The 16,158-nt window shown below is 55.6% G+C and carries 16 protein-coding genes and 5 tRNA genes; 17 read left to right on the forward strand and 4 right to left on the reverse strand.

The features are described from left to right. The first annotated feature begins 15 nt into the window (after positions 1 to 15). The 3 genes from DLM_RS21890 (at position 16) to DLM_RS21900 (ending at position 4,211) form a co-directional block, all read left to right on the forward strand. Entirely contained in the window at positions 16 to 444 is a 429-nt protein-coding gene (locus DLM_RS21890; RefSeq protein ID WP_089083022.1) for a pilin, read from the forward strand. A gap of 58 nt (positions 445 to 502) precedes the next feature. Beyond that, positions 503 to 2,329: a PglL family O-oligosaccharyltransferase gene (locus tag DLM_RS21895; RefSeq protein WP_089082804.1), complete on the forward strand. Its 1,827-nt coding sequence runs from the start codon at positions 503 to 505 to the stop codon at positions 2,327 to 2,329. Positions 2,330 to 2,423: 94 nt separating this feature from the next. Next, the gene (locus tag DLM_RS21900) at positions 2,424 to 4,211 is read left to right on the forward strand and encodes a PglL family O-oligosaccharyltransferase (protein ID WP_089082803.1); all 1,788 of its coding nucleotides are present in this window, start codon (positions 2,424 to 2,426) and stop codon (positions 4,209 to 4,211) included. A 114-nt stretch (positions 4,212 to 4,325) separates the two neighbouring features. Here DLM_RS21900 and rpoH read toward each other — a convergent pair whose 3' ends face one another. The 4 genes from rpoH to ftsY form a co-directional block, all read right to left on the reverse strand. Then, positions 4,326 to 5,189: an RNA polymerase sigma factor RpoH gene (gene rpoH / locus DLM_RS21905; RefSeq protein ID WP_089082802.1), complete on the reverse strand. Its 864-nt coding sequence runs from the start codon at positions 5,187 to 5,189 to the stop codon at positions 4,326 to 4,328. 200 nt (positions 5,190 to 5,389) lie between these two features. Continuing rightward, positions 5,390 to 6,298 carry a permease-like cell division protein FtsX gene (ftsX, locus tag DLM_RS21910; RefSeq protein WP_089082801.1) on the reverse strand — a complete coding sequence of 303 codons (909 nt, stop codon included), beginning with the start codon at positions 6,296 to 6,298 and terminating at the stop codon, positions 5,390 to 5,392. Further along, the gene (gene ftsE / locus DLM_RS21915; RefSeq protein ID WP_089082800.1) at positions 6,295 to 6,948 is read right to left on the reverse strand and encodes a cell division ATP-binding protein FtsE; all 654 of its coding nucleotides are present in this window, start codon (positions 6,946 to 6,948) and stop codon (positions 6,295 to 6,297) included. Before ftsE ends, ftsX begins: the two co-directional genes overlap by 4 nt. Before the next feature lie 74 nt (positions 6,949 to 7,022). After that, on the reverse strand, positions 7,023 to 8,150 hold the full coding sequence (ftsY, locus tag DLM_RS21920) for a signal recognition particle-docking protein FtsY (protein WP_089082799.1): 1,128 nt from the start codon (positions 8,148 to 8,150) through the stop codon (positions 7,023 to 7,025). A 70-nt stretch (positions 8,151 to 8,220) separates the two neighbouring features. On the opposite strand from ftsY, the gene DLM_RS21925 reads away from it, so the two are divergent. The 14 genes from DLM_RS21925 to DLM_RS21990 all read left to right on the forward strand — a co-directional run bounded on the left by DLM_RS21925 (position 8,221) and on the right by DLM_RS21990 (position 16,075). Next, entirely contained in the window at positions 8,221 to 9,585 is a 1,365-nt protein-coding gene (locus DLM_RS21925; protein ID WP_089082798.1) for a M16 family metallopeptidase, read from the forward strand. After that, entirely contained in the window at positions 9,575 to 10,882 is a 1,308-nt protein-coding gene (locus tag DLM_RS21930; RefSeq protein ID WP_167467191.1) for a M16 family metallopeptidase, read from the forward strand. The genes DLM_RS21925 and DLM_RS21930 overlap by 11 nt, the downstream gene beginning before the upstream one ends. A gap of 78 nt (positions 10,883 to 10,960) precedes the next feature. Next, on the forward strand, positions 10,961 to 11,521 hold the full coding sequence (rsmD, locus tag DLM_RS21935) for a 16S rRNA (guanine(966)-N(2))-methyltransferase RsmD (protein WP_089082796.1): 561 nt from the start codon (positions 10,961 to 10,963) through the stop codon (positions 11,519 to 11,521). Between the two features lie 99 nt (positions 11,522 to 11,620). After that, positions 11,621 to 11,872 carry a YfhL family 4Fe-4S dicluster ferredoxin gene (locus DLM_RS21940; RefSeq protein WP_089082795.1) on the forward strand — a complete coding sequence of 84 codons (252 nt, stop codon included), beginning with the start codon at positions 11,621 to 11,623 and terminating at the stop codon, positions 11,870 to 11,872. 139 nt (positions 11,873 to 12,011) lie between these two features. After that, positions 12,012 to 12,097: transfer RNA gene (locus DLM_RS21945), tRNA-Tyr, on the forward strand. A 53-nt stretch (positions 12,098 to 12,150) separates the two neighbouring features. Continuing rightward, positions 12,151 to 12,224: transfer RNA gene (locus tag DLM_RS21950), tRNA-Gly, on the forward strand. 20 nt (positions 12,225 to 12,244) lie between these two features. After that, positions 12,245 to 12,319: transfer RNA gene (locus DLM_RS21955), tRNA-Thr, on the forward strand. A gap of 40 nt (positions 12,320 to 12,359) precedes the next feature. Next, positions 12,360 to 13,550, forward strand: a complete 1,191-nt coding sequence (gene tuf / locus DLM_RS21960) for an elongation factor Tu (RefSeq protein ID WP_119313285.1) — start codon at positions 12,360 to 12,362, stop codon at positions 13,548 to 13,550. A 13-nt stretch (positions 13,551 to 13,563) separates the two neighbouring features. Then, positions 13,564 to 13,639: transfer RNA gene (locus DLM_RS21965), tRNA-Trp, on the forward strand. Positions 13,640 to 13,707: 68 nt separating this feature from the next. Beyond that, positions 13,708 to 14,064, forward strand: coding sequence for a preprotein translocase subunit SecE (gene secE, locus DLM_RS21970; protein ID WP_089083748.1), 357 nt, complete (start codon positions 13,708 to 13,710; stop codon positions 14,062 to 14,064). Next, on the forward strand, positions 14,064 to 14,597 hold the full coding sequence (nusG, locus tag DLM_RS21975; protein WP_089083747.1) for a transcription termination/antitermination protein NusG: 534 nt from the start codon (positions 14,064 to 14,066) through the stop codon (positions 14,595 to 14,597). The genes secE and nusG overlap by 1 nt, the downstream gene beginning before the upstream one ends. 98 nt (positions 14,598 to 14,695) lie before the next feature. After that, the gene (rplK, locus tag DLM_RS21980; RefSeq protein ID WP_059287632.1) at positions 14,696 to 15,127 is read left to right on the forward strand and encodes a 50S ribosomal protein L11; all 432 of its coding nucleotides are present in this window, start codon (positions 14,696 to 14,698) and stop codon (positions 15,125 to 15,127) included. Next, positions 15,128 to 15,823 carry a 50S ribosomal protein L1 gene (gene rplA, locus DLM_RS21985; protein WP_089083746.1) on the forward strand — a complete coding sequence of 232 codons (696 nt, stop codon included), beginning with the start codon at positions 15,128 to 15,130 and terminating at the stop codon, positions 15,821 to 15,823. 177 nt (positions 15,824 to 16,000) lie between these two features. After that, a tRNA-Thr gene (locus tag DLM_RS21990) sits at positions 16,001 to 16,075 on the forward strand. The last annotated feature ends 83 nt before the right edge of the window (positions 16,076 to 16,158 follow it).

A 16,158-nucleotide genomic window follows, 5' to 3' on the forward strand; every position in this document is an offset into this window, starting at 1 on the left:
AGCAAAGGAATGAACATGAACAGCAAGATCCAGCAAGGTTTTACCCTGATCGAACTGATGATTGTCGTAGCCATTATCGGTATTCTGGCTGCCATCGCCATCCCGGCCTACCAGGATTACACCAAGCGTGCGCGTGTGACAGAAGGTCTGTCGTTGGCTTCTGCGGCCAAAACGGCTGTTGCCGAGTACTATGCATCTAATAATACATTCCCCTCAACAAATGCCTCCGCCGGGTTGGCAGATACAATTCAGGGTAATGCAGTTTCCAGTGTTTCGCTTAGTGGCTCGGGTGTGATTACCGTGACTTATAACTCTTTGGTCGATACGGCTAGCAATACTTTGACCTTGACTCCTGCTGCTTCTAATGGCGCAATTACTTGGAAGTGTGCCGCTGGAACTATTGCAACCAACTGGTTGCCTTCCAATTGCCGTAATGGTAACTGATTTTGATCATTAATTGATTAGTGTGGAAGGTGCTCTGTAAAGAGCACCTTTTTTTATAATGATTAAAAAAAATGGTTGTGCTGGGCTATTGGTTGCAGCTGCAGTGACTCTGCCCTTTTTAAGTTGGCTGCGTTATGCTCCATTGCCAGACTGGGTGTCAGATGCATCGTGTCTATTTTTTCTGGCAACTTCAATGCTATTTCTATTGCCTGCAAGGTATGACTTCTCATTAAGTATATCTAAAGCATTGCTGCCAATATTTGGTTTTGTCATTTATTTGGCGATAACGAACCATAATCTGACGAATGTTACAGTCTTCATTGCAGTGCTGTTTTTTTTCCTGATTTGGGGTCTGTTGTTTTCCATTCGATTTAGTGCTGATGCATGTGGGGAGCTTCTACTGGCTCTTGCGACGGTGGTTTTTATTTTTGCAATGTTGCAAGTTATGTTGGGTTTGTTGCAAGTGTTAAACCTTGCCCCTTTCTTGCATGGTTATGTAGTGTTTGACCGGTCTGCCGCTAATTCGAACATTATGGGTAATATCGGACAGCGGAATCAATATGCCCAGTTTCTAAGTTGGGGTATATTGTCTGCTTGCTATCTTCATGCCAATAGTCTATTGCGTAGGCCATTTTTCATTGGAAGTGTGTTTTTATTGGCATGGTTGTCGGCATGTGCTGGTGCACGCTTGGTATGGGCTTATGCACTGATTTTTTCTGTGTTGGGATGGTATTGGTCCAGGCGTAATAAAGCAGAAACAGTCCGTCGTATGGTCTGGGCGATGGTTGCTGCTGTCGCCTTGATGGTATCTACTCAATTATTTAGTCAGCAGATCGCTACCTTGTTGACTTGGATGGGAGTTCCCATTCACGTGGTAAGCGGAGCAGATCGTTTCTTTTCAGCAGGTTTTGGTATCCGTCGTCGTATCGAGTGGACTAAAGCATGGGATATTTTTATACAGCAACCTTGGCTTGGTATTGGTTGGGGGATGTTTCCAGCACAGTCAGTTGAGATGGAGTTAACTGGTGGGTTACCGAAATATCCAGAGAGCTGGTTGTTCGTTCATTGCCATAATCTTTTTTTCCAGCTACTGGCTGAAACCGGTATTGTTGGTGTACTGATAGTATTTTCCACACTGTTTTATACGTTAGGAGCTTTTTTGCGGAAAGGCGAACAGTCGGCGGAAAATTTACTGTTGCTGGGTATCGGCTGTGTGATCCTAGCTCACAGTATGTTTGAGTATCCACTGTGGTATCTACCATTTTTCAGCATGTTCTTGATCGTTCTGTTGCTTGCTCCTGTAGGCCGGGTTGTGCTTCCCCTGCGTACAGCGTTTATCAGGATAAGCGACTTGGTAGTCATGTTAATGGCACTATTTTATGTGGGGACTGGTGTGGCAGTCTTTCAAACTATGGTGGCGTATGTTTTCCCAACCTCAAATGTGCAGGAAAATGTACGGCGCATGGCAACCTTGTTTGATGTCGGCAAAAATGTATTGTGGACAAATGACGTAGATATTGTATTGGCCAATTATCTGGTTCCCTCACGTGATCAGCTAGACCTGAAGCTGCAGCACTTTTCCCGATTAGCTGCTTATCGGCCCTATCCAGAGGTATTGCTGAAGTTGGCAGTTTTGTATGCATTAGATAAGCAGACGGCTAAAGCCGAGCATACGATAAAGCTTGCAATCGCAAACTATCCAGACTATTCACCTAATTTTGATTACCGTTTAGAAATGATAAGGAAGGATGAGTTGAAACCATTGCAACTGATCTCCTCTAGGGCGGCCAAGGCATATGTCGATCATGGTGCTCAGACCGATCCAGGCCGTATCGCCGCCGTCATGACCGTCGCTTCCCCCGTGACCCGCAAGCCCTTGTTCTAAGCTGTTAAAGACACCGCCAAGCTGATGGCTGGCGGTGTCTTCACTGGCTGACATGCGGTATCCTCGCTGTTTTGCATTCTGGCCTCATTCCATCATGCCCTTTCCGACACTTTCCCGCCGTCTGGCCTTGCTGGCTTTTTGCCTGATCGCCATTCTGCCGTTTGCCTCCCGCATTCACTTTGTGCCCTTGCCGCAGTGGTTTGGCGAGATGAACGTGGTATGGCTGATGCTGGCGTCAGCCGTTTTCCTGCTGCCTGGTGGCGTATTGTTTGAGCGCATTCCGCGGGCCAGTTGGTGGTGTCTGTCCCTGGCGTTGCTGTGGGCGCTCCAGCCACAGTTGGTGCAGGCCTTGTTTCCCGGCATGACCTATGCCACCGCGCTGGCCTGGTTAGTAGTGGCCTTGCTGGCTGGCTTGGCATATAGCCTGCAACAGAGCTTTGGCCAGCGCGAGTTTGCTGTCTGGTTGGCGCGGGCCATCATCGTGGGTGGGCTGGTGCAATCACTGATTGGTCTGGCGCAGTTGACGGGCTTGGCGCACACGCTCGGCCTGTTTTATGACAGTGCCCATCCGAGTACCAATATCTTTGGCCATATAGGACAGCGCAACCAATATGCGCATTATCTGATGTGGTCGGTGGTGAGTGGTGTGTATCTGTTTGCCGTGGACCGCATGGCGCGCGGTTGGCTGGCGGTGTTGGTGGTCTGGCTGGGGTTGATGCTGGCTTATGCTGCATCGCGCACCACGCTGCTTTATCTGCTGGCATTGACGCTGCTGGGCGGTCTGTGGCACTGGCGCATGCGTAGTGCCGAATCGCGCCGCTTGATGTGGGCGATGTTGCTGTCCTGCATCGTGGTGTTTGCCGCACAGTTTGCCTTGCCGCTGGTAAACCATCTGGTATCCCTGTTCACCCATGCCACTGTCACCAATGCTTCCGGGGTAGAGCGCCTGGCTGCCAATGGCGATGACATGGGTTCGCGACGTATTGCCGAGATGGGAAAAGCCTGGCTTACCTTCAAGTCGCATCCGCTGTGGGGGGTGGGCTGGTCGCAATATGCCGCGGAGAGTGTGCGCTTGCAGCCTTTGCCGCAGTTTGCCAGTGCGGGCTTCAACAGTGGGCTGTTTACCAATTGCCATAATCTGATCCTGCAGTTGTTGGCGGAGATGGGACTGCCGATCACCCTGGCGGTGGTGGGTGGTTTTGCCTGGGTGGTGTGGCCCTTCTTCAGCGAGCGTGCCGAGGCGGAAGGCATGCTGGCCTTGGGTTGCATGGCGGTGACGCTGATCCACAGCATGCTGGAGTACCCGCTGTGGTATCTGTATTTCCTCGCCATGCTGGTGGTGTTTGCCGCCATGTCGCCGGCGCGAACGGGCCGGGCCGCGTGGCTGGTGCGTGTTGCCTGGCTGCTGGGCATGGTGTTTGTCGGTTATTTATCGGTGGTGACTTGGTCTACCTACAACGAGCTGGTCGGTTTGTATTCCCAGACAGATAATCCGGCACGCGATGCCAAGCGTCAGCAGCGTCTGGCCGAGATCATGGTGCAGCATCCTCTGTTTGCCTATCATGCGCTCAGCACGCTGGATGATTATCTGACTGCGGATACCTCCAATCTGTCACAGAAGCTGGAGTGGGAGGAGCGCCTGACAGCCTTCCGCCCTTACCCTGATGTGATGATGAAGAAGGCGCAGATGCTGGCATTGGCGGGCCGGGAGGCGGAAGCCAAAGCAACGGTCTCAACGGCACTGGCCTCATTCCCTACATATGCCAAGGATTATCTGGACGAGATCGACGAGGATGTGCCGCAGTGGCAGCCCTTGCGTGCAGTGGCCCAGCAGGTGTTTGACCGGTTGCCGGCCAAGTACCGGGGGGGCGAGGGGGAGTAAGCAGGGTCTGGCGGATGGTGTCGCGGTGGCTTTGTCCCCGCTTGACGCCATCTGTGCATGAAAAAGCCCGCGTTAGCAGACGCGGGCTTTGTTAAATCAGGCTGTGCTGATAGCTCAGCTATCGATGACCACACCTTCGCTCAGTGCAGTCTTCATCTTGCCCAGTGCCTTGGCTTCAATCTGGCGAATGCGTTCTGCCGATACACCAAATTCGGCAGCCAATTCGTGCAGCGTGGCGCCGCCATCGTCTGCCAGCCAGCGTGCTTCAACAATACGGCGGCTGCGGGCATCAAGCGAGGACAGCGCATACTCGATGCCTTCGGTTTGCAGATGGTCGAAAGCCTTGCGCTCCAGCGCGCGGGTAGGTTCATGATGCGCATCGGCCAGCCAGTCGATCGGGGCATAGCCTTCATCATCACCATCATCTGCCATCAGGGCGATATCTTGTCCGCTCATGCGGGTTTCCATTTCCCGCACTTCTTCGGGTTTAACGCCAAGATCTTCGGCAATCTGCCGGGCTTCATTTTCGCTCAAGGCGGAGAAGCTGCTTTTCATGCTGCGCAGATTGAAGAACAGCTTGCGTTGCGGCTTGGTGGTGGCAATGCGTACCAGGCGCCAGTTGCGCAGGATGAATTCGTGGATTTCAGCCTTGATCCAATGCACGGCAAAGGAAAACAGGCGAACGCCACGGCCCGGTTCGAAGCGTTTTACCGCTTTCATCAGGCCGATATTGCCTTCCTGGATCAGGTCGGCTTGCGGCAGGCCGTAACCGGCATAGCCACGCGAAATCGATACGACGACACGCAGGTGCGATAGCACCATCTGGCGGGCGGCTTCCAGATCATTGTCTTGCTGGAAGCGGGTGGCCAGCTCTGTCTCCTGTTCGGGGGTCAGCATGGGAACACTGTTCACCGCCTGAATGTATTGCTCCAGGCTGCCGCTGGACGACGGAACGGGCAAGGCAAATGTTGTGGTCATCAGTGTAACTACCTCCTTGGGTAGTGCTATCTTAGCACTCGCATATAGAGAGTGCTAGCAAGCAAAGGTTCCAGCGTCAATGAATTTTTCTATGGAGCCGATAGATTTTTACCAGACAAACCAGGGAAAAGACCAAGATGAATGCGCTGGCTGGGTCTCACATTAAGCGAAACCCAGCCGCAGGGGAAAGTAATGGATTGTTAACGAGGTTGAATTTTCCGCAGGTGATGATCGGATGCCAGGCGGGCACCCAGCATGGCCAGCAGGGCGGAGACCGCCAGCACCACCAGCAGTTCGCTGGCATTCAGGCCGCGCAGGGAAACGCGCTCGTTGTAGAGCTGGGCAAAATCATGAATGGCAGGATTGGCGGTTAGTACCAGCCAACTGGTCAGGCCCCATGCCGCCAGGCCGGCCAGCAAACCCTGCCACATGGCGTGATACATGAAGGGCCGGCGGATAAAGCTGTCAGGTGCGCCAATCAGCTTGGCCACTTCGATCTCGTCCCGCCGCGCCAGAATCTGCATGCGTACCGCATTATGCGTGACCAGCACCAGGGCAATGCCCAGTGCGCCGCCCAGGAACCAGGTTAACTGCTTGCCCAGTTCCACCATGCCGTACAGCCGCTTGGCCCAGCGGGCATCAAATTGTGCGGCTTCCACCATGGGCAGGCCGGACAGTTCTTTCTGCAGCATTTCCAGTTCGTGTGGTTCCAGTGTCTTGGGGGTGACGACGAAGGCATCGGGCAGTGGATTGTCGGTCAGGCCATCACTCAGTCCTGCCAGGCCATTGCGCTTTTCCAGATCGCTCAGTGCCTGCTTCTTGCCGACAAAGCTGAAGCTCTGGATACGCGGGTGCTTGGTGAGTGTGCTGGAAACCGCGGCCAGGTCGGCTTCTTCGGCAGATTGCTCCATGAACAGGGTGATTTGCGGCGTGGCGGTCAGTCGACCGGCCCATTCCTGGATGCTGCTGACGGTCAGATAGAGCGACAAGGGCAGTGCCAGTGCGATGGATAGCATCAGCAAGGTGAGCAGGCTGCCGAATGGTTGGCGGACTATCTTGCCCAGGGCTTGACGTGCGCTTTGCCAGTTCAGGTACAGGTAGTGTTTCATGCGGCGAATTGTCCTTCCTTCAACCGGATGATGCGGCGACCATAGTCTTCCATGAGTGTTTCATCATGGGCGGAAATCACCACGGTGACACCCACCTGATGAAAGGATTTGAACAGCTCCATGATGTCCAGTGCATAAGCGCGGTCGAGGTTGGCCGATGGTTCATCAGCCAGCAACAGGCTGGGGCGGTGAACCACAGCACGGGCGATGCACAGGCGTTGTTGTTCGCCGCCGGAAAGGCGGATGGGCATGGATTTTTCCTTGGACAGCAGGCCTACCTTGTCCAGTGCGGCACGTACCCGGCGCGCCGCATCGCGGCGATCGAAGCCGATGATGTCCAGCGGCAGCATCACATTGTCGAATACCGAGCGGTCAAACAGCAGTTTGTGGTCTTGAAACACCATGCCGATATGCTGCCGGACATACGGAATCTGGCTGTTGCGCAGCTTGGACAGATTATGGCCGCTGACAATCACGCTGCCGCTGCTTGCACGCTCAATGCCGGCCACCAGCTTGAGCAGGGTGGATTTGCCTGCACCGGAGTGGCCTGCCAGAAAGGCCATTTCACCGCTGTCGATGGTAAAGGAAAGATTCTTCAGGGCTTCATTGCCACCGGGATATCGCTTGGTGACCTGGTCGAACTGAATCATGTGCTGGATTCCCCTTGATCCGGTAAGACGTTGCCGACAGCAAGCTGCCGGCGTGGCTGTGTTGAGGCAGAGGTTCAGTCGAACAGGGCGTCGACATAATCCTTGCTATTGAATGGCCGCAGGTCGTCAATGCTCTCACCCACGCCGATAAAACGTAGCGGAATTGGCCGTTGCTTGGCAATTGCCGCAATCACGCCACCCTTGGCCGTGCCATCCAGCTTGGTCAGAATCAGGCCGGTCAGGCCCAAAGCATCATCAAATACCTTTACCTGGCTGATGGCATTCTGGCCAATGTTGGCATCCAGCACCAGAATGACCTCGTGTGGTGCCTCCGGCAGTGCTTTTTGGATGACGCGCTTCACCTTCTTGATTTCTTCCATCAGGTGCAACTGGGTAGGCAGTCGGCCGGCGGTATCCGCCAGCACGATATCGATGCCACGGGCCGTGGCGGCCTGGATGGCGTCATAGCATACGGCGGCGGCATCGCCACCTTGCTGGGCAATCACGGTGACATTGTTACGCTCACCCCAGGCCATCAGCTGTTCGCGGGCGGCGGCACGGAAAGTGTCGCCAGCGGCCAGCAACACGCTCTTGCCCTGTTGCTGATAGTATTTCGCCAGTTTGCCAATGGAAGTGGTTTTACCCGCCCCATTCACCCCGGCCATCATGATGACAAACGGTTTCTTGCCGCTGACATCCAGCGGTTTTTCCAGTGGCTGAATCAGTTCGTTGAGCGAGTCCTTGAGTGCGCCCTTCAGCTCACTGCCATCTTTCAGGCCCCTCAGGCTGACGCGCTCGCGTACATCCTTCAGCAGGTGTAGCGTGGCATCCATGCCCATGTCGGCAGTCAGCAGAACGGTTTCCAGCTCCTCGTAGAGGTCCTCGTCGATCTTGCCGCCACCAAACAGTCCGGCCAGCGATTTGCCCAGCTTATCGCGTGTCTTGGACAGGCCGGCCTTCAGGCGCTCCGTCCAGCTGAGTTTGCGCGCAGGGGCGTCCGGCTCGCTGGGCGCGGCTTGCGCGGCTTCGACGGGGCTGATGGCCGCTGGCGTGGCGGGATCACTGCTCTTTGCAATGGTGTTACTGCTGTCTGCCGGCGGCGTAGGGGCAGATTCGGCCAGCGCATCGCTGGACACTTCTGCCTGTGGTTCGATTACCGGGGTTTCAACCGGTTTGGGCTTTTTCTTGAAGAAACTAAACATGCGTCTGCGTAGTCTGGGAAGGCGATAAATGGCTAAATTGTATCCTTAAATGAGCAACAGGGCAGAAACGATGATGATGAAAGCAAAATCGGGGCTGATCGGGGCCATGCTCATGCTGCTGGCTGGCATGCTGAATGCAGCCCCGGTGGAAACCACCTTGTCCAATGGGCTCAAGGTGGTGGTGGTGCGTGATACCCGTTCGCCCGTGGTGGTGTCGCAGCTGTGGTACCGGGTAGGAAGTGTGGATGAGGTGAATGGTCACACCGGCTTGTCCCATTTGCTGGAACACATGATGTTCAAAGGGACGCGCAGTGTGCCGGATGGCGAATATTCACGCCGTATTGCCCAGGCGGGGGGCAAGGAAAATGCGTTCACTAGCCGTGATTACACGGTCTATTTTGCCCAACTGACTGCCGAGCGCTTGCCCTTGGTGCTGGCGCTGGAGGCAGATCGCATGACGGCGCTGCAGATCGATGAACAAAGTTTCCGTCGTGAGCTGGAAGTGGTGAAAGAAGAAAGGCGCATGCGTACCGATGATCAACCTATGGGCATATTGCAGGAGGCGCTCTATGCCAATGCCTTTGTGGCCAATCCGGTGCGTAACCCTGTCATCGGCTGGATGAATGATCTGGAGCATGCCCGCGCCGAAGACCTGCGCCAGTGGTATCGACAATGGTATGCCCCGAATAATGCCACCCTGGTGGTGGTCGGGGATGTGGAGCCCGCATGGGTATTTGAACTGGCCCGTCGCCATTTTGGCACATTGCCGGCACATGCCCTGCCGCAACGCAATCCGCAGTTAGAGCCGCCCCAGCGTGGCATGAAGCGGATTGCGCTGAGCGCGCCATCACAGCTCAACTACCTGACCATGGCCTGGCATGTGCCGCGACTTGGCAGTATCAGTGATGCGCAGCCGTATGCCTATGCACTGTTGGAAGCTGTGCTGTCCGGGGACGCTGCGGCACGTTTGCCACGCAATATGCTGCGAGGGGGCGTGCAAGCGCAGGATGTTTCCGCAGACTACGACATGATGGGCCGTGGCGCAGCACTGTTTACCATCACGGCCAGCCAGGCCCGCAGTCGGCAGCCGGATGCGCTGGAAGCTGCCATTCGGCAACAACTGCAGCAGATCGTGCAGCACGGGGTGTCGGAACAGGAGCTTGAGCGGGTCCGGCTGCAGCTGGATGCAGACCAGGTCTACCAGCGTGACTCCATGTTCGCGCAGGCCATGCAGATTGGCAGCTTGGAGTCGCTGGGGTTTTCCTGGCGGGATCATGAACAGATCCGGCAGCGCCTGCGTCAGGTCAGTGCCGAGCAGGTCCGCCAGGCTGCAGCGGCCTTGCAGGATGCGCAACTGACGGTATTGACCTTGCGTGGAATGGGTGGGCAGCCGGCTGCAACGAGCAGCTTGAAGGGAGATGGCCTTGTTCGCTAAAGCAATCATGCTGTTGAGCATGCTGATAGTGCCCTGCACACAGGTGCAGGCGGTGGACATCCAGTCATGGACCAGTCCGCAGCGCGCGCGGGTAATGCTGGTGGAAGCGCATGGCAACCCGATGCTGGATGTGCGCATCGACTTTGATGCCGGGAGTCGTCGCGACCCGCCAGGCAAGGAAGGACTGGCTGCCATGGTGGCTGGTTTGCTGGATGCGGGTGCCGGCACGCAGGATGAGGAGGCCATTCAACAGCAACTGGCCAGCAGCGCGGCGCAACTGCAGGGCTTTGTCGATGTGGAAAGTGCCGGACTGCGCTTGCGCACGCTGACCCGCCCGGACCTGCTGCAAAGTGTGGTGGAGTTGGCTGCCCGCGAGCTGAGCCAGCCACGTTTTGCCCAGGCCGTATTGGACAGAGAGCGTAAACGGGCGATCGATGGCTTGCAGCAAAGACAGGAAGACGCCGGTGCCATGGCCGACATCATGCTGCGTCAGCGCATGTATGGCGCGCATCCTTATGGCAAGCCCGCATTTGTCACCGTGCAAAGTTTGCAGGCAATCCAGCGCGATGATCTGCTGGCGTTCTGGCGTCAGCATTACCGTAGCAACACGGCAGTGGTCTCCATCGTGGGCGATATCAGTCGTCCGGATGCCGAGCAACTGGTGAATCGCTTGTTAAAGGATTTGCCGCTGGAAGATGCCGCTTTGCCTGCCATTCCGGCAGTAAGCGTGATGCCGGCTGCTGCCCCGCTCCGCTTGTCACGGCCAGGCAGTCAGACGCATATCATGCTGGGCATGCCGGTATTGACCCGCGATGATCCGGACTACTACGCACTGCTTGTCGGCAACTACATCCTGGGTGGCGGTGGATTCGATTCTCGCCTGATGCAGGAACTGCGCAACAAGCGTGGACTTACCTACGGGGTGAGCAGCCATTTCACGCCACTGCAGCAGGCCGGACCTTTTGTCATTGCGCTGGCAACGCGCAATGCCGAAGCTGCTGCCGCCTTGCAGGCAACACGTGAGGTACTCGCCACATATATAAAGAGCGGACCAAGCGAGGCTGAACTGGCGCAGGCCAAGGCCAACATCATCGGTGGCTTTCCATTGCGCTACGACAGCAATGGCAAGTTGCTCCCCTATCTGGCCACCATGGGACAGTACCATCTGCCGCTGACTTATCTGCAGGACTACCCGAAGGCGGTAGCTGCACTCACCAGCAAGCAGATTCGTGATGCCTGGCTGCGACGGATTGATCCGCAGCAACTGCAGATTGTGACGGTAGGCGCTACACCTTAGCCGGCAAACTGCTTGCGATGCAGCATGCTAGGCGGGAAAAGAGTAAACTCTCGCCCTTGTGTTTTCAGCCTAAGTACCATGAATCAGCAGCGAAACAAAGTCCGTATCATTGGTGGCCAGTATCGCCGCCGCCTGTTGCCCTTCCCGGATGCGGAAGGACTGCGGCCCACGCCGGATCGGGTAAGGGAAACCGTTTTCAACTGGCTGGGGCAGGAACTGTATGGCAAACGCTGTCTGGACCTGTTTGCCGGTAGCGGTGCGCTGGGGTTTGAAGCGGCATCGCGTGAAGCCTCCCGTGTGGTCATGGTGGAGAAATCACGCAAGGTAGTCGAGTCACTCAAGGCAAATCGTCAGTTGCTATCGGCCATGCATATCGATGTTGTCGCCATGGACGCGCTGCACTACGTGAAAAGCTGCCGCGAACAATTTGACGTCATCTTTCTGGATCCTCCCTATGATTCGACATTGCTGCAGCAGGTGCTGCCCGTGCTGGCGGAACTGCTGACGGCAGAAGGCGTGGTTTACTTCGAGGCCAGACACTGGCCTGAAAGTCTGGCCGGCTGGGATGTCATCAAACAGGACAAGGCAGCATCCGTGCATTACGCACTGGTGCGTCCGCTGCAACAAGAATCGCTGTAATACGCCTGCAGGTCGCCGCATAAAGATATAACGGGGCGAACTTGCGACCGTGGCAGGCGGATGACAGAATCAATACTGTGAATACTTGAGGAAATTACTATGTCTCTCATGATTACCGACGAATGCATCAACTGCGACGTCTGTGAACCGGAATGCCCGAACAACGCCATTTCCCAGGGCGAAGAGATCTATCAGATCGACCCCAACCTGTGTACCCAGTGCGTTGGGCATTATGACGAACCGCAATGCCAGCAAGTCTGTCCGGTGGATTGCATCCCGCTGGATCCGGCCCATCCGGAAACCCAGGAACAGTTGCATGCAAAATATCTGCAGATCTCCGGCAAGGCCTGATCAAGGCTAAGTGCTTGATGCAAAAAGCAGAGCCCCGCCCAGTGCGGGGCTTTGTGCATTTTCCGGCAAAAATAATTAAAAAAATTGCGCTACAGGTGTTGACGACAGAAACGGGTATCTATACTATTCGGGTCTCTCAGGGGGGGTTACCCCAGCGGTCAACGGGTCCGGACTGTAAATCCGGCGGCTCAGCCTTCGAAGGTTCGAATCCTTCTCCCCCCACCAGAATTATTTACGTCTTGGCGGCGTGTAGTATGAAAGCCGTTTAGTTGTTGCAGGCGGGTGTAGCTCAATGGTAGAGCAGAAGCCTTCCAAGCTTACGACGAGGGTTCGATTCCCTTCACCCGCTCCAAGCGTTAATGCCTGTTAAGGGCCCATGTAGCTCAGGGGTAGAGCACTCCCTTGGTAAGGGAGAGGTCGGCAGTTCAATTCTGCCCATGGGCACCACCAAATTTGTTTGTAGTGACTCATTTCAGGAAATTTTGCCATGGCTAAGGAAAAGTTCGAGCGGACCAAACCGCACGTAAACGTCGGCACCATCGGTCACGTTGACCATGGTAAGACCACCCTGACCGCAGCGATCACCACCATTCTGTCCAAGAAGTTCGGTGGCGAAGCCAAGGACTACTCCCAGATCGACAGCGCGCCGGAAGAAAAGGCACGTGGTATTACCATTAATACCGCACACGTAGAATACGAAACCGAGTCCCGTCACTACGCTCACGTAGACTGCCCGGGTCACGCCGACTACGTTAAGAACATGATTACCGGTGCTGCCCAGATGGACGGCGCAATCCTGGTGTGCTCCGCAGCTGACGGCCCGATGCCGCAAACCCGCGAACACATCCTGCTGTCCCGTCAGGTTGGCGTACCGTACATCATCGTTTACCTGAACAAGGCTGACCTGGTTGACGACGCTGAACTGCTGGAACTGGTTGAAATGGAAGTGCGCGATCTGCTGTCTTCCTACGACTTCCCGGGCGACGACACTCCGGTAGTAATCGGTTCCGCTCGTCTGGCACTGGAAGGCGACCAATCCGAAATGGGCGAACCGTCCATCTTCCGTCTGGCTGCTGCACTGGACTCCTACATCCCGACGCCGGAACGTGCTGTTGACAAGCCGTTCCTGCTGCCGATCGAAGACGTATTCTCCATCTCCGGTCGTGGTACTGTAGTAACCGGTCGTGTAGAGCGCGGTATCGTCAAAGTTGGTGAAGAACTGGAAATCGTAGGCCTGAAGGCAACTGCGAAGACCACCTGCACCGGCGTTGAAATGTTCCGCAAGCTGCTGGACCAAGGCCAGGCTGGTGACAACGTAGGCGTACTGCTGCGTGGTACCAAGCGTGAAGACGTAGAACGTGGCCAAGTACTGGCCAAGCCGGGCACCATCACCCCGCACACCAAGTTTGGCGCATCCGTATACGTGCTGAGCAAGGATGAAGGCGGTCGCCACACCCCGTTCTTCGCCAACTACCGTCCGCAGTTCTACTTCCGTACAACCGACGTGACCGGTGCTGTAAGCCTGGCCGAAGGCGTGGAAATGGTAATGCCGGGTGACAACGTAGAAATCACCGTAGAACTGATCGCCCCGATCGCTATGGAAGAAGGTCTGCGTTTCGCGATCCGTGAAGGTGGCCGTACTGTTGGCGCCGGCGTGGTAGCAAAGATCATTGCTTGATTAATAGGTTTATAGGCCAGTAGCTCAATTGGTAGAGTATCGGTCTCCAAAACCGAGGGTTGGGGGTTCGAGACCCTCCTGGCCTGCCAATTAAGACCAGCCGGCGCTTGTGCGCCGGTTGGTCTTTTGTCGCATACGCGCAGAGAACATTCCGCACATGGAAATGCAAGATAAACTCAAACTGGCCTTGGCCGGTCTGCTGGTGGTTGCCGGTGTTGTTGGCTTCTACATGATTCCCGAAGATCAGGGTGTGTTGCGCGCTCTGGCATTCATTGTTGGTGTTGTGCTGGCGGCGGGTGCTGTCTGGCTGTCAGTGCCGGGCAAGGAGTTTGTTGCCTATGCCAATGATTCGCTTGTGGAGGCGCGCAAGGTCGTATGGCCTACCCGCAAGGAAGCTATGCAAATGACCGGCTTGGTTTTCGTCTTCGTTCTGGTGCTGGCCCTGTTCATGTGGATGGTGGACTCGGGTCTGTCCTGGTTGTTCTACGATGTAATTCTTGGTCGAGGTAGATAATGGCAAAGCGCTGGTACGTTGTGCACGCTTATTCCGGTTTTGAGAAAAGTGTGCAGAAGGCGCTACGTGAGCGCATCGAACGTTCCGAGGTAGCGGATCTGTTTGGCCAGATTCTCGTTCCGGTGGAAGAAGTGGTGGATATCAAGAACGGTCGCCGCTCCATTACCGAACGCAAGTTCTTCCCTGGCTATGTTCTGGTCGAGATGGATATGACCGACGATACCTGGCACCTGGTGAAGAGTACGCCTAAGGTGACTGGTTTTGTTGGTGGTACTGCCAATCGCCCGGCGCCGATTTCCAAGAAGGAAGTCGATGCCATCATGCAGCAAATGCAAGAAGGCGTGGAAAAGCCGAAGCCGAAGGTATTGTTTGAAGTGGGTGAAAAGGTTCGCGTCATTGACGGTCCTTTCAATGACTTCAACGGCTCTGTTGATGAAGTTAACTACGAGCGTAACAAGCTGCGTGTGTCGGTGCAGATTTTCGGTCGCGACACGCCGGTTGAGCTGGATTTCAGTCAGGTAGAAAAGCTGTAATTTTACTTGGCAGCTAGTTTGTAAGCGTATATACTGTTGCGCTTTCGTCCGGGAAGCGAGTACACGCTCGCGCTATACCCATTTTAGGAGTTTTAATCGTGGCAAAGAAAATTGTCGGCTATGTAAAGCTGCAAGTGCCCGCTGGTAAGGCCAACCCGTCTCCTCCGATCGGTCCGGCCCTGGGTCAGCGTGGTCTGAACATTATGGAATTCTGCAAGGCGTTCAACGCCCAGACTCAAGGCATCGAGCCGGGTCTGCCGATTCCGGTTGTGATCACTGCTTATGCAGACAAGTCCTTCACCTTCATCATGAAGACGCCGCCGGCGACCATTCTGCTGAAGAAGGCTGCTGGTATCAAGTCCGGTTCCGCCAAGCCGCATACCGATAAGGTTGGCAAGGTAAGCCGTGCTCAGCTGGAAGAAATCGCCAAGACCAAGCAGCCGGATCTGACCGCTGCTGATCTGGACGCTGCTGTTCGCACCATCGCCGGCTCCGCCCGTTCGATGGGTCTTGAAGTGGAGGGTGTGTAAATGGCCAAGATTTCCAAGCGCCTGCAAACCCTGAAGGCAACTGTTGATCGCAACAAGCTGTACGCTGTTGAAGAAGCAATTGCTCTGGTTAAGTCCGCTGCTACCGCCAAGTTTGACGAGTCCATCGATGTGGCCGTTAATCTGGGTGTTGATCCGCGTAAATCCGACCAGGTTGTACGTGGCTCCGTAGTTCTGCCGCGTGGTACCGGTAAGTCCGTACGCGTTGCTGTATTTGCTCAAGGTGCCAACGCCGAAGCCGCCAAGGCTGCCGGTGCTGAAGTTGTCGGTTTCGACGACCTGGCCGAGCAAGTAAAAGCTGGCAACCTGGACTTCGACGTGGTGATTGCCTCCCCGGATGCAATGCGCGTTGTTGGTCAGCTGGGTCAAATCCTCGGCCCGCGTGGCCTGATGCCGAACCCGAAGGTTGGTACTGTTACCCCGAACGTTGCCGAAGCGGTTAAAAACGCTAAGGCCGGTCAGGTTCAATACCGTACCGACAAGGCTGGTATCATTCACGCCACCATCGGCCGTGCTTCCTTCGAAGCCGAAGCTCTGCGTGAAAACTTTACCGCTCTGGTAGATGCCCTGGTGAAAGCCAAGCCGGCCGCTGCCAAGGGTGTGTATCTGAAAAAGATCGCCGTATCCAGCACCATGGGTATTGGCGCTCGTGTAGATACCAGCTCCGTCAGCGCTTAAGTTGATGTGAGTGCGGCGAGGTGGCGTGCCACCTTGCCACTGGCTTTGGGCTGGCAGGCTTGCCTGCCAGATTGTCAAAGACCGTAGGAGCCGCAAGGCTTAATCGCAAGTCACTGCCCGGTGGCCTGCATCCTGCGCAGATGGTGTACCCGAAAGTAGGCTTCTGAAGAGTTCAGGGCTCATGTAGCTCAGGGGTAGAGCACTCCCTTGGTAAGGGAGAGGTCGGCGGTTCAATTCCGCCCATGAGCACCAGTTTCCCTTCTCTATGTTGTCTCCTGATACAGGTCGCCGCTGCAAAGCGGAGCAGAAATCATTCTGCTTCATTTCAGTCTAGG

The sequence above is a fragment of the Aquitalea magnusonii genome (assembly GCF_002217795.2).
In the GTDB taxonomy this organism is placed as follows: Bacteria; Pseudomonadota; Gammaproteobacteria; order Burkholderiales; family Chromobacteriaceae; genus Aquitalea; species Aquitalea magnusonii_B.

Excerpts from the sequence above, each read along its gene's own strand:
- nusG (WP_089083747.1), top strand. The coding sequence starts at position 14,064 with ATGGCAAAGCGCTGGTACGTTGTGCACGCTTATTCCGGTTTTGAGAAA.
- ftsX (WP_089082801.1), bottom strand. The coding sequence starts at position 6,298 with ATGAAACACTACCTGTACCTGAACTGGCAAAGCGCACGTCAAGCCCTG.
- tuf (WP_119313285.1), top strand. The coding sequence starts at position 12,360 with ATGGCTAAGGAAAAGTTCGAGCGGACCAAACCGCACGTAAACGTCGGC.
- ftsY (WP_089082799.1), bottom strand. The coding sequence starts at position 8,150 with ATGTTTAGTTTCTTCAAGAAAAAGCCCAAACCGGTTGAAACCCCGGTA.
- DLM_RS21940 (WP_089082795.1), top strand. The coding sequence starts at position 11,621 with ATGTCTCTCATGATTACCGACGAATGCATCAACTGCGACGTCTGTGAA.
- secE (WP_089083748.1), top strand. The coding sequence starts at position 13,708 with ATGGAAATGCAAGATAAACTCAAACTGGCCTTGGCCGGTCTGCTGGTG.
- DLM_RS21895 (WP_089082804.1), top strand. The coding sequence starts at position 503 with ATGATTAAAAAAAATGGTTGTGCTGGGCTATTGGTTGCAGCTGCAGTG.
- rplA (WP_089083746.1), top strand. The coding sequence starts at position 15,128 with ATGGCCAAGATTTCCAAGCGCCTGCAAACCCTGAAGGCAACTGTTGAT.
- DLM_RS21890 (WP_089083022.1), top strand. The coding sequence starts at position 16 with ATGAACAGCAAGATCCAGCAAGGTTTTACCCTGATCGAACTGATGATT.
- ftsE (WP_089082800.1), bottom strand. The coding sequence starts at position 6,948 with ATGATTCAGTTCGACCAGGTCACCAAGCGATATCCCGGTGGCAATGAA.
- DLM_RS21900 (WP_089082803.1), top strand. The coding sequence starts at position 2,424 with ATGCCCTTTCCGACACTTTCCCGCCGTCTGGCCTTGCTGGCTTTTTGC.
- rpoH (WP_089082802.1), bottom strand. The coding sequence starts at position 5,189 with ATGACCACAACATTTGCCTTGCCCGTTCCGTCGTCCAGCGGCAGCCTG.
- rsmD (WP_089082796.1), top strand. The coding sequence starts at position 10,961 with ATGAATCAGCAGCGAAACAAAGTCCGTATCATTGGTGGCCAGTATCGC.
- DLM_RS21925 (WP_089082798.1), top strand. The coding sequence starts at position 8,221 with ATGATGATGAAAGCAAAATCGGGGCTGATCGGGGCCATGCTCATGCTG.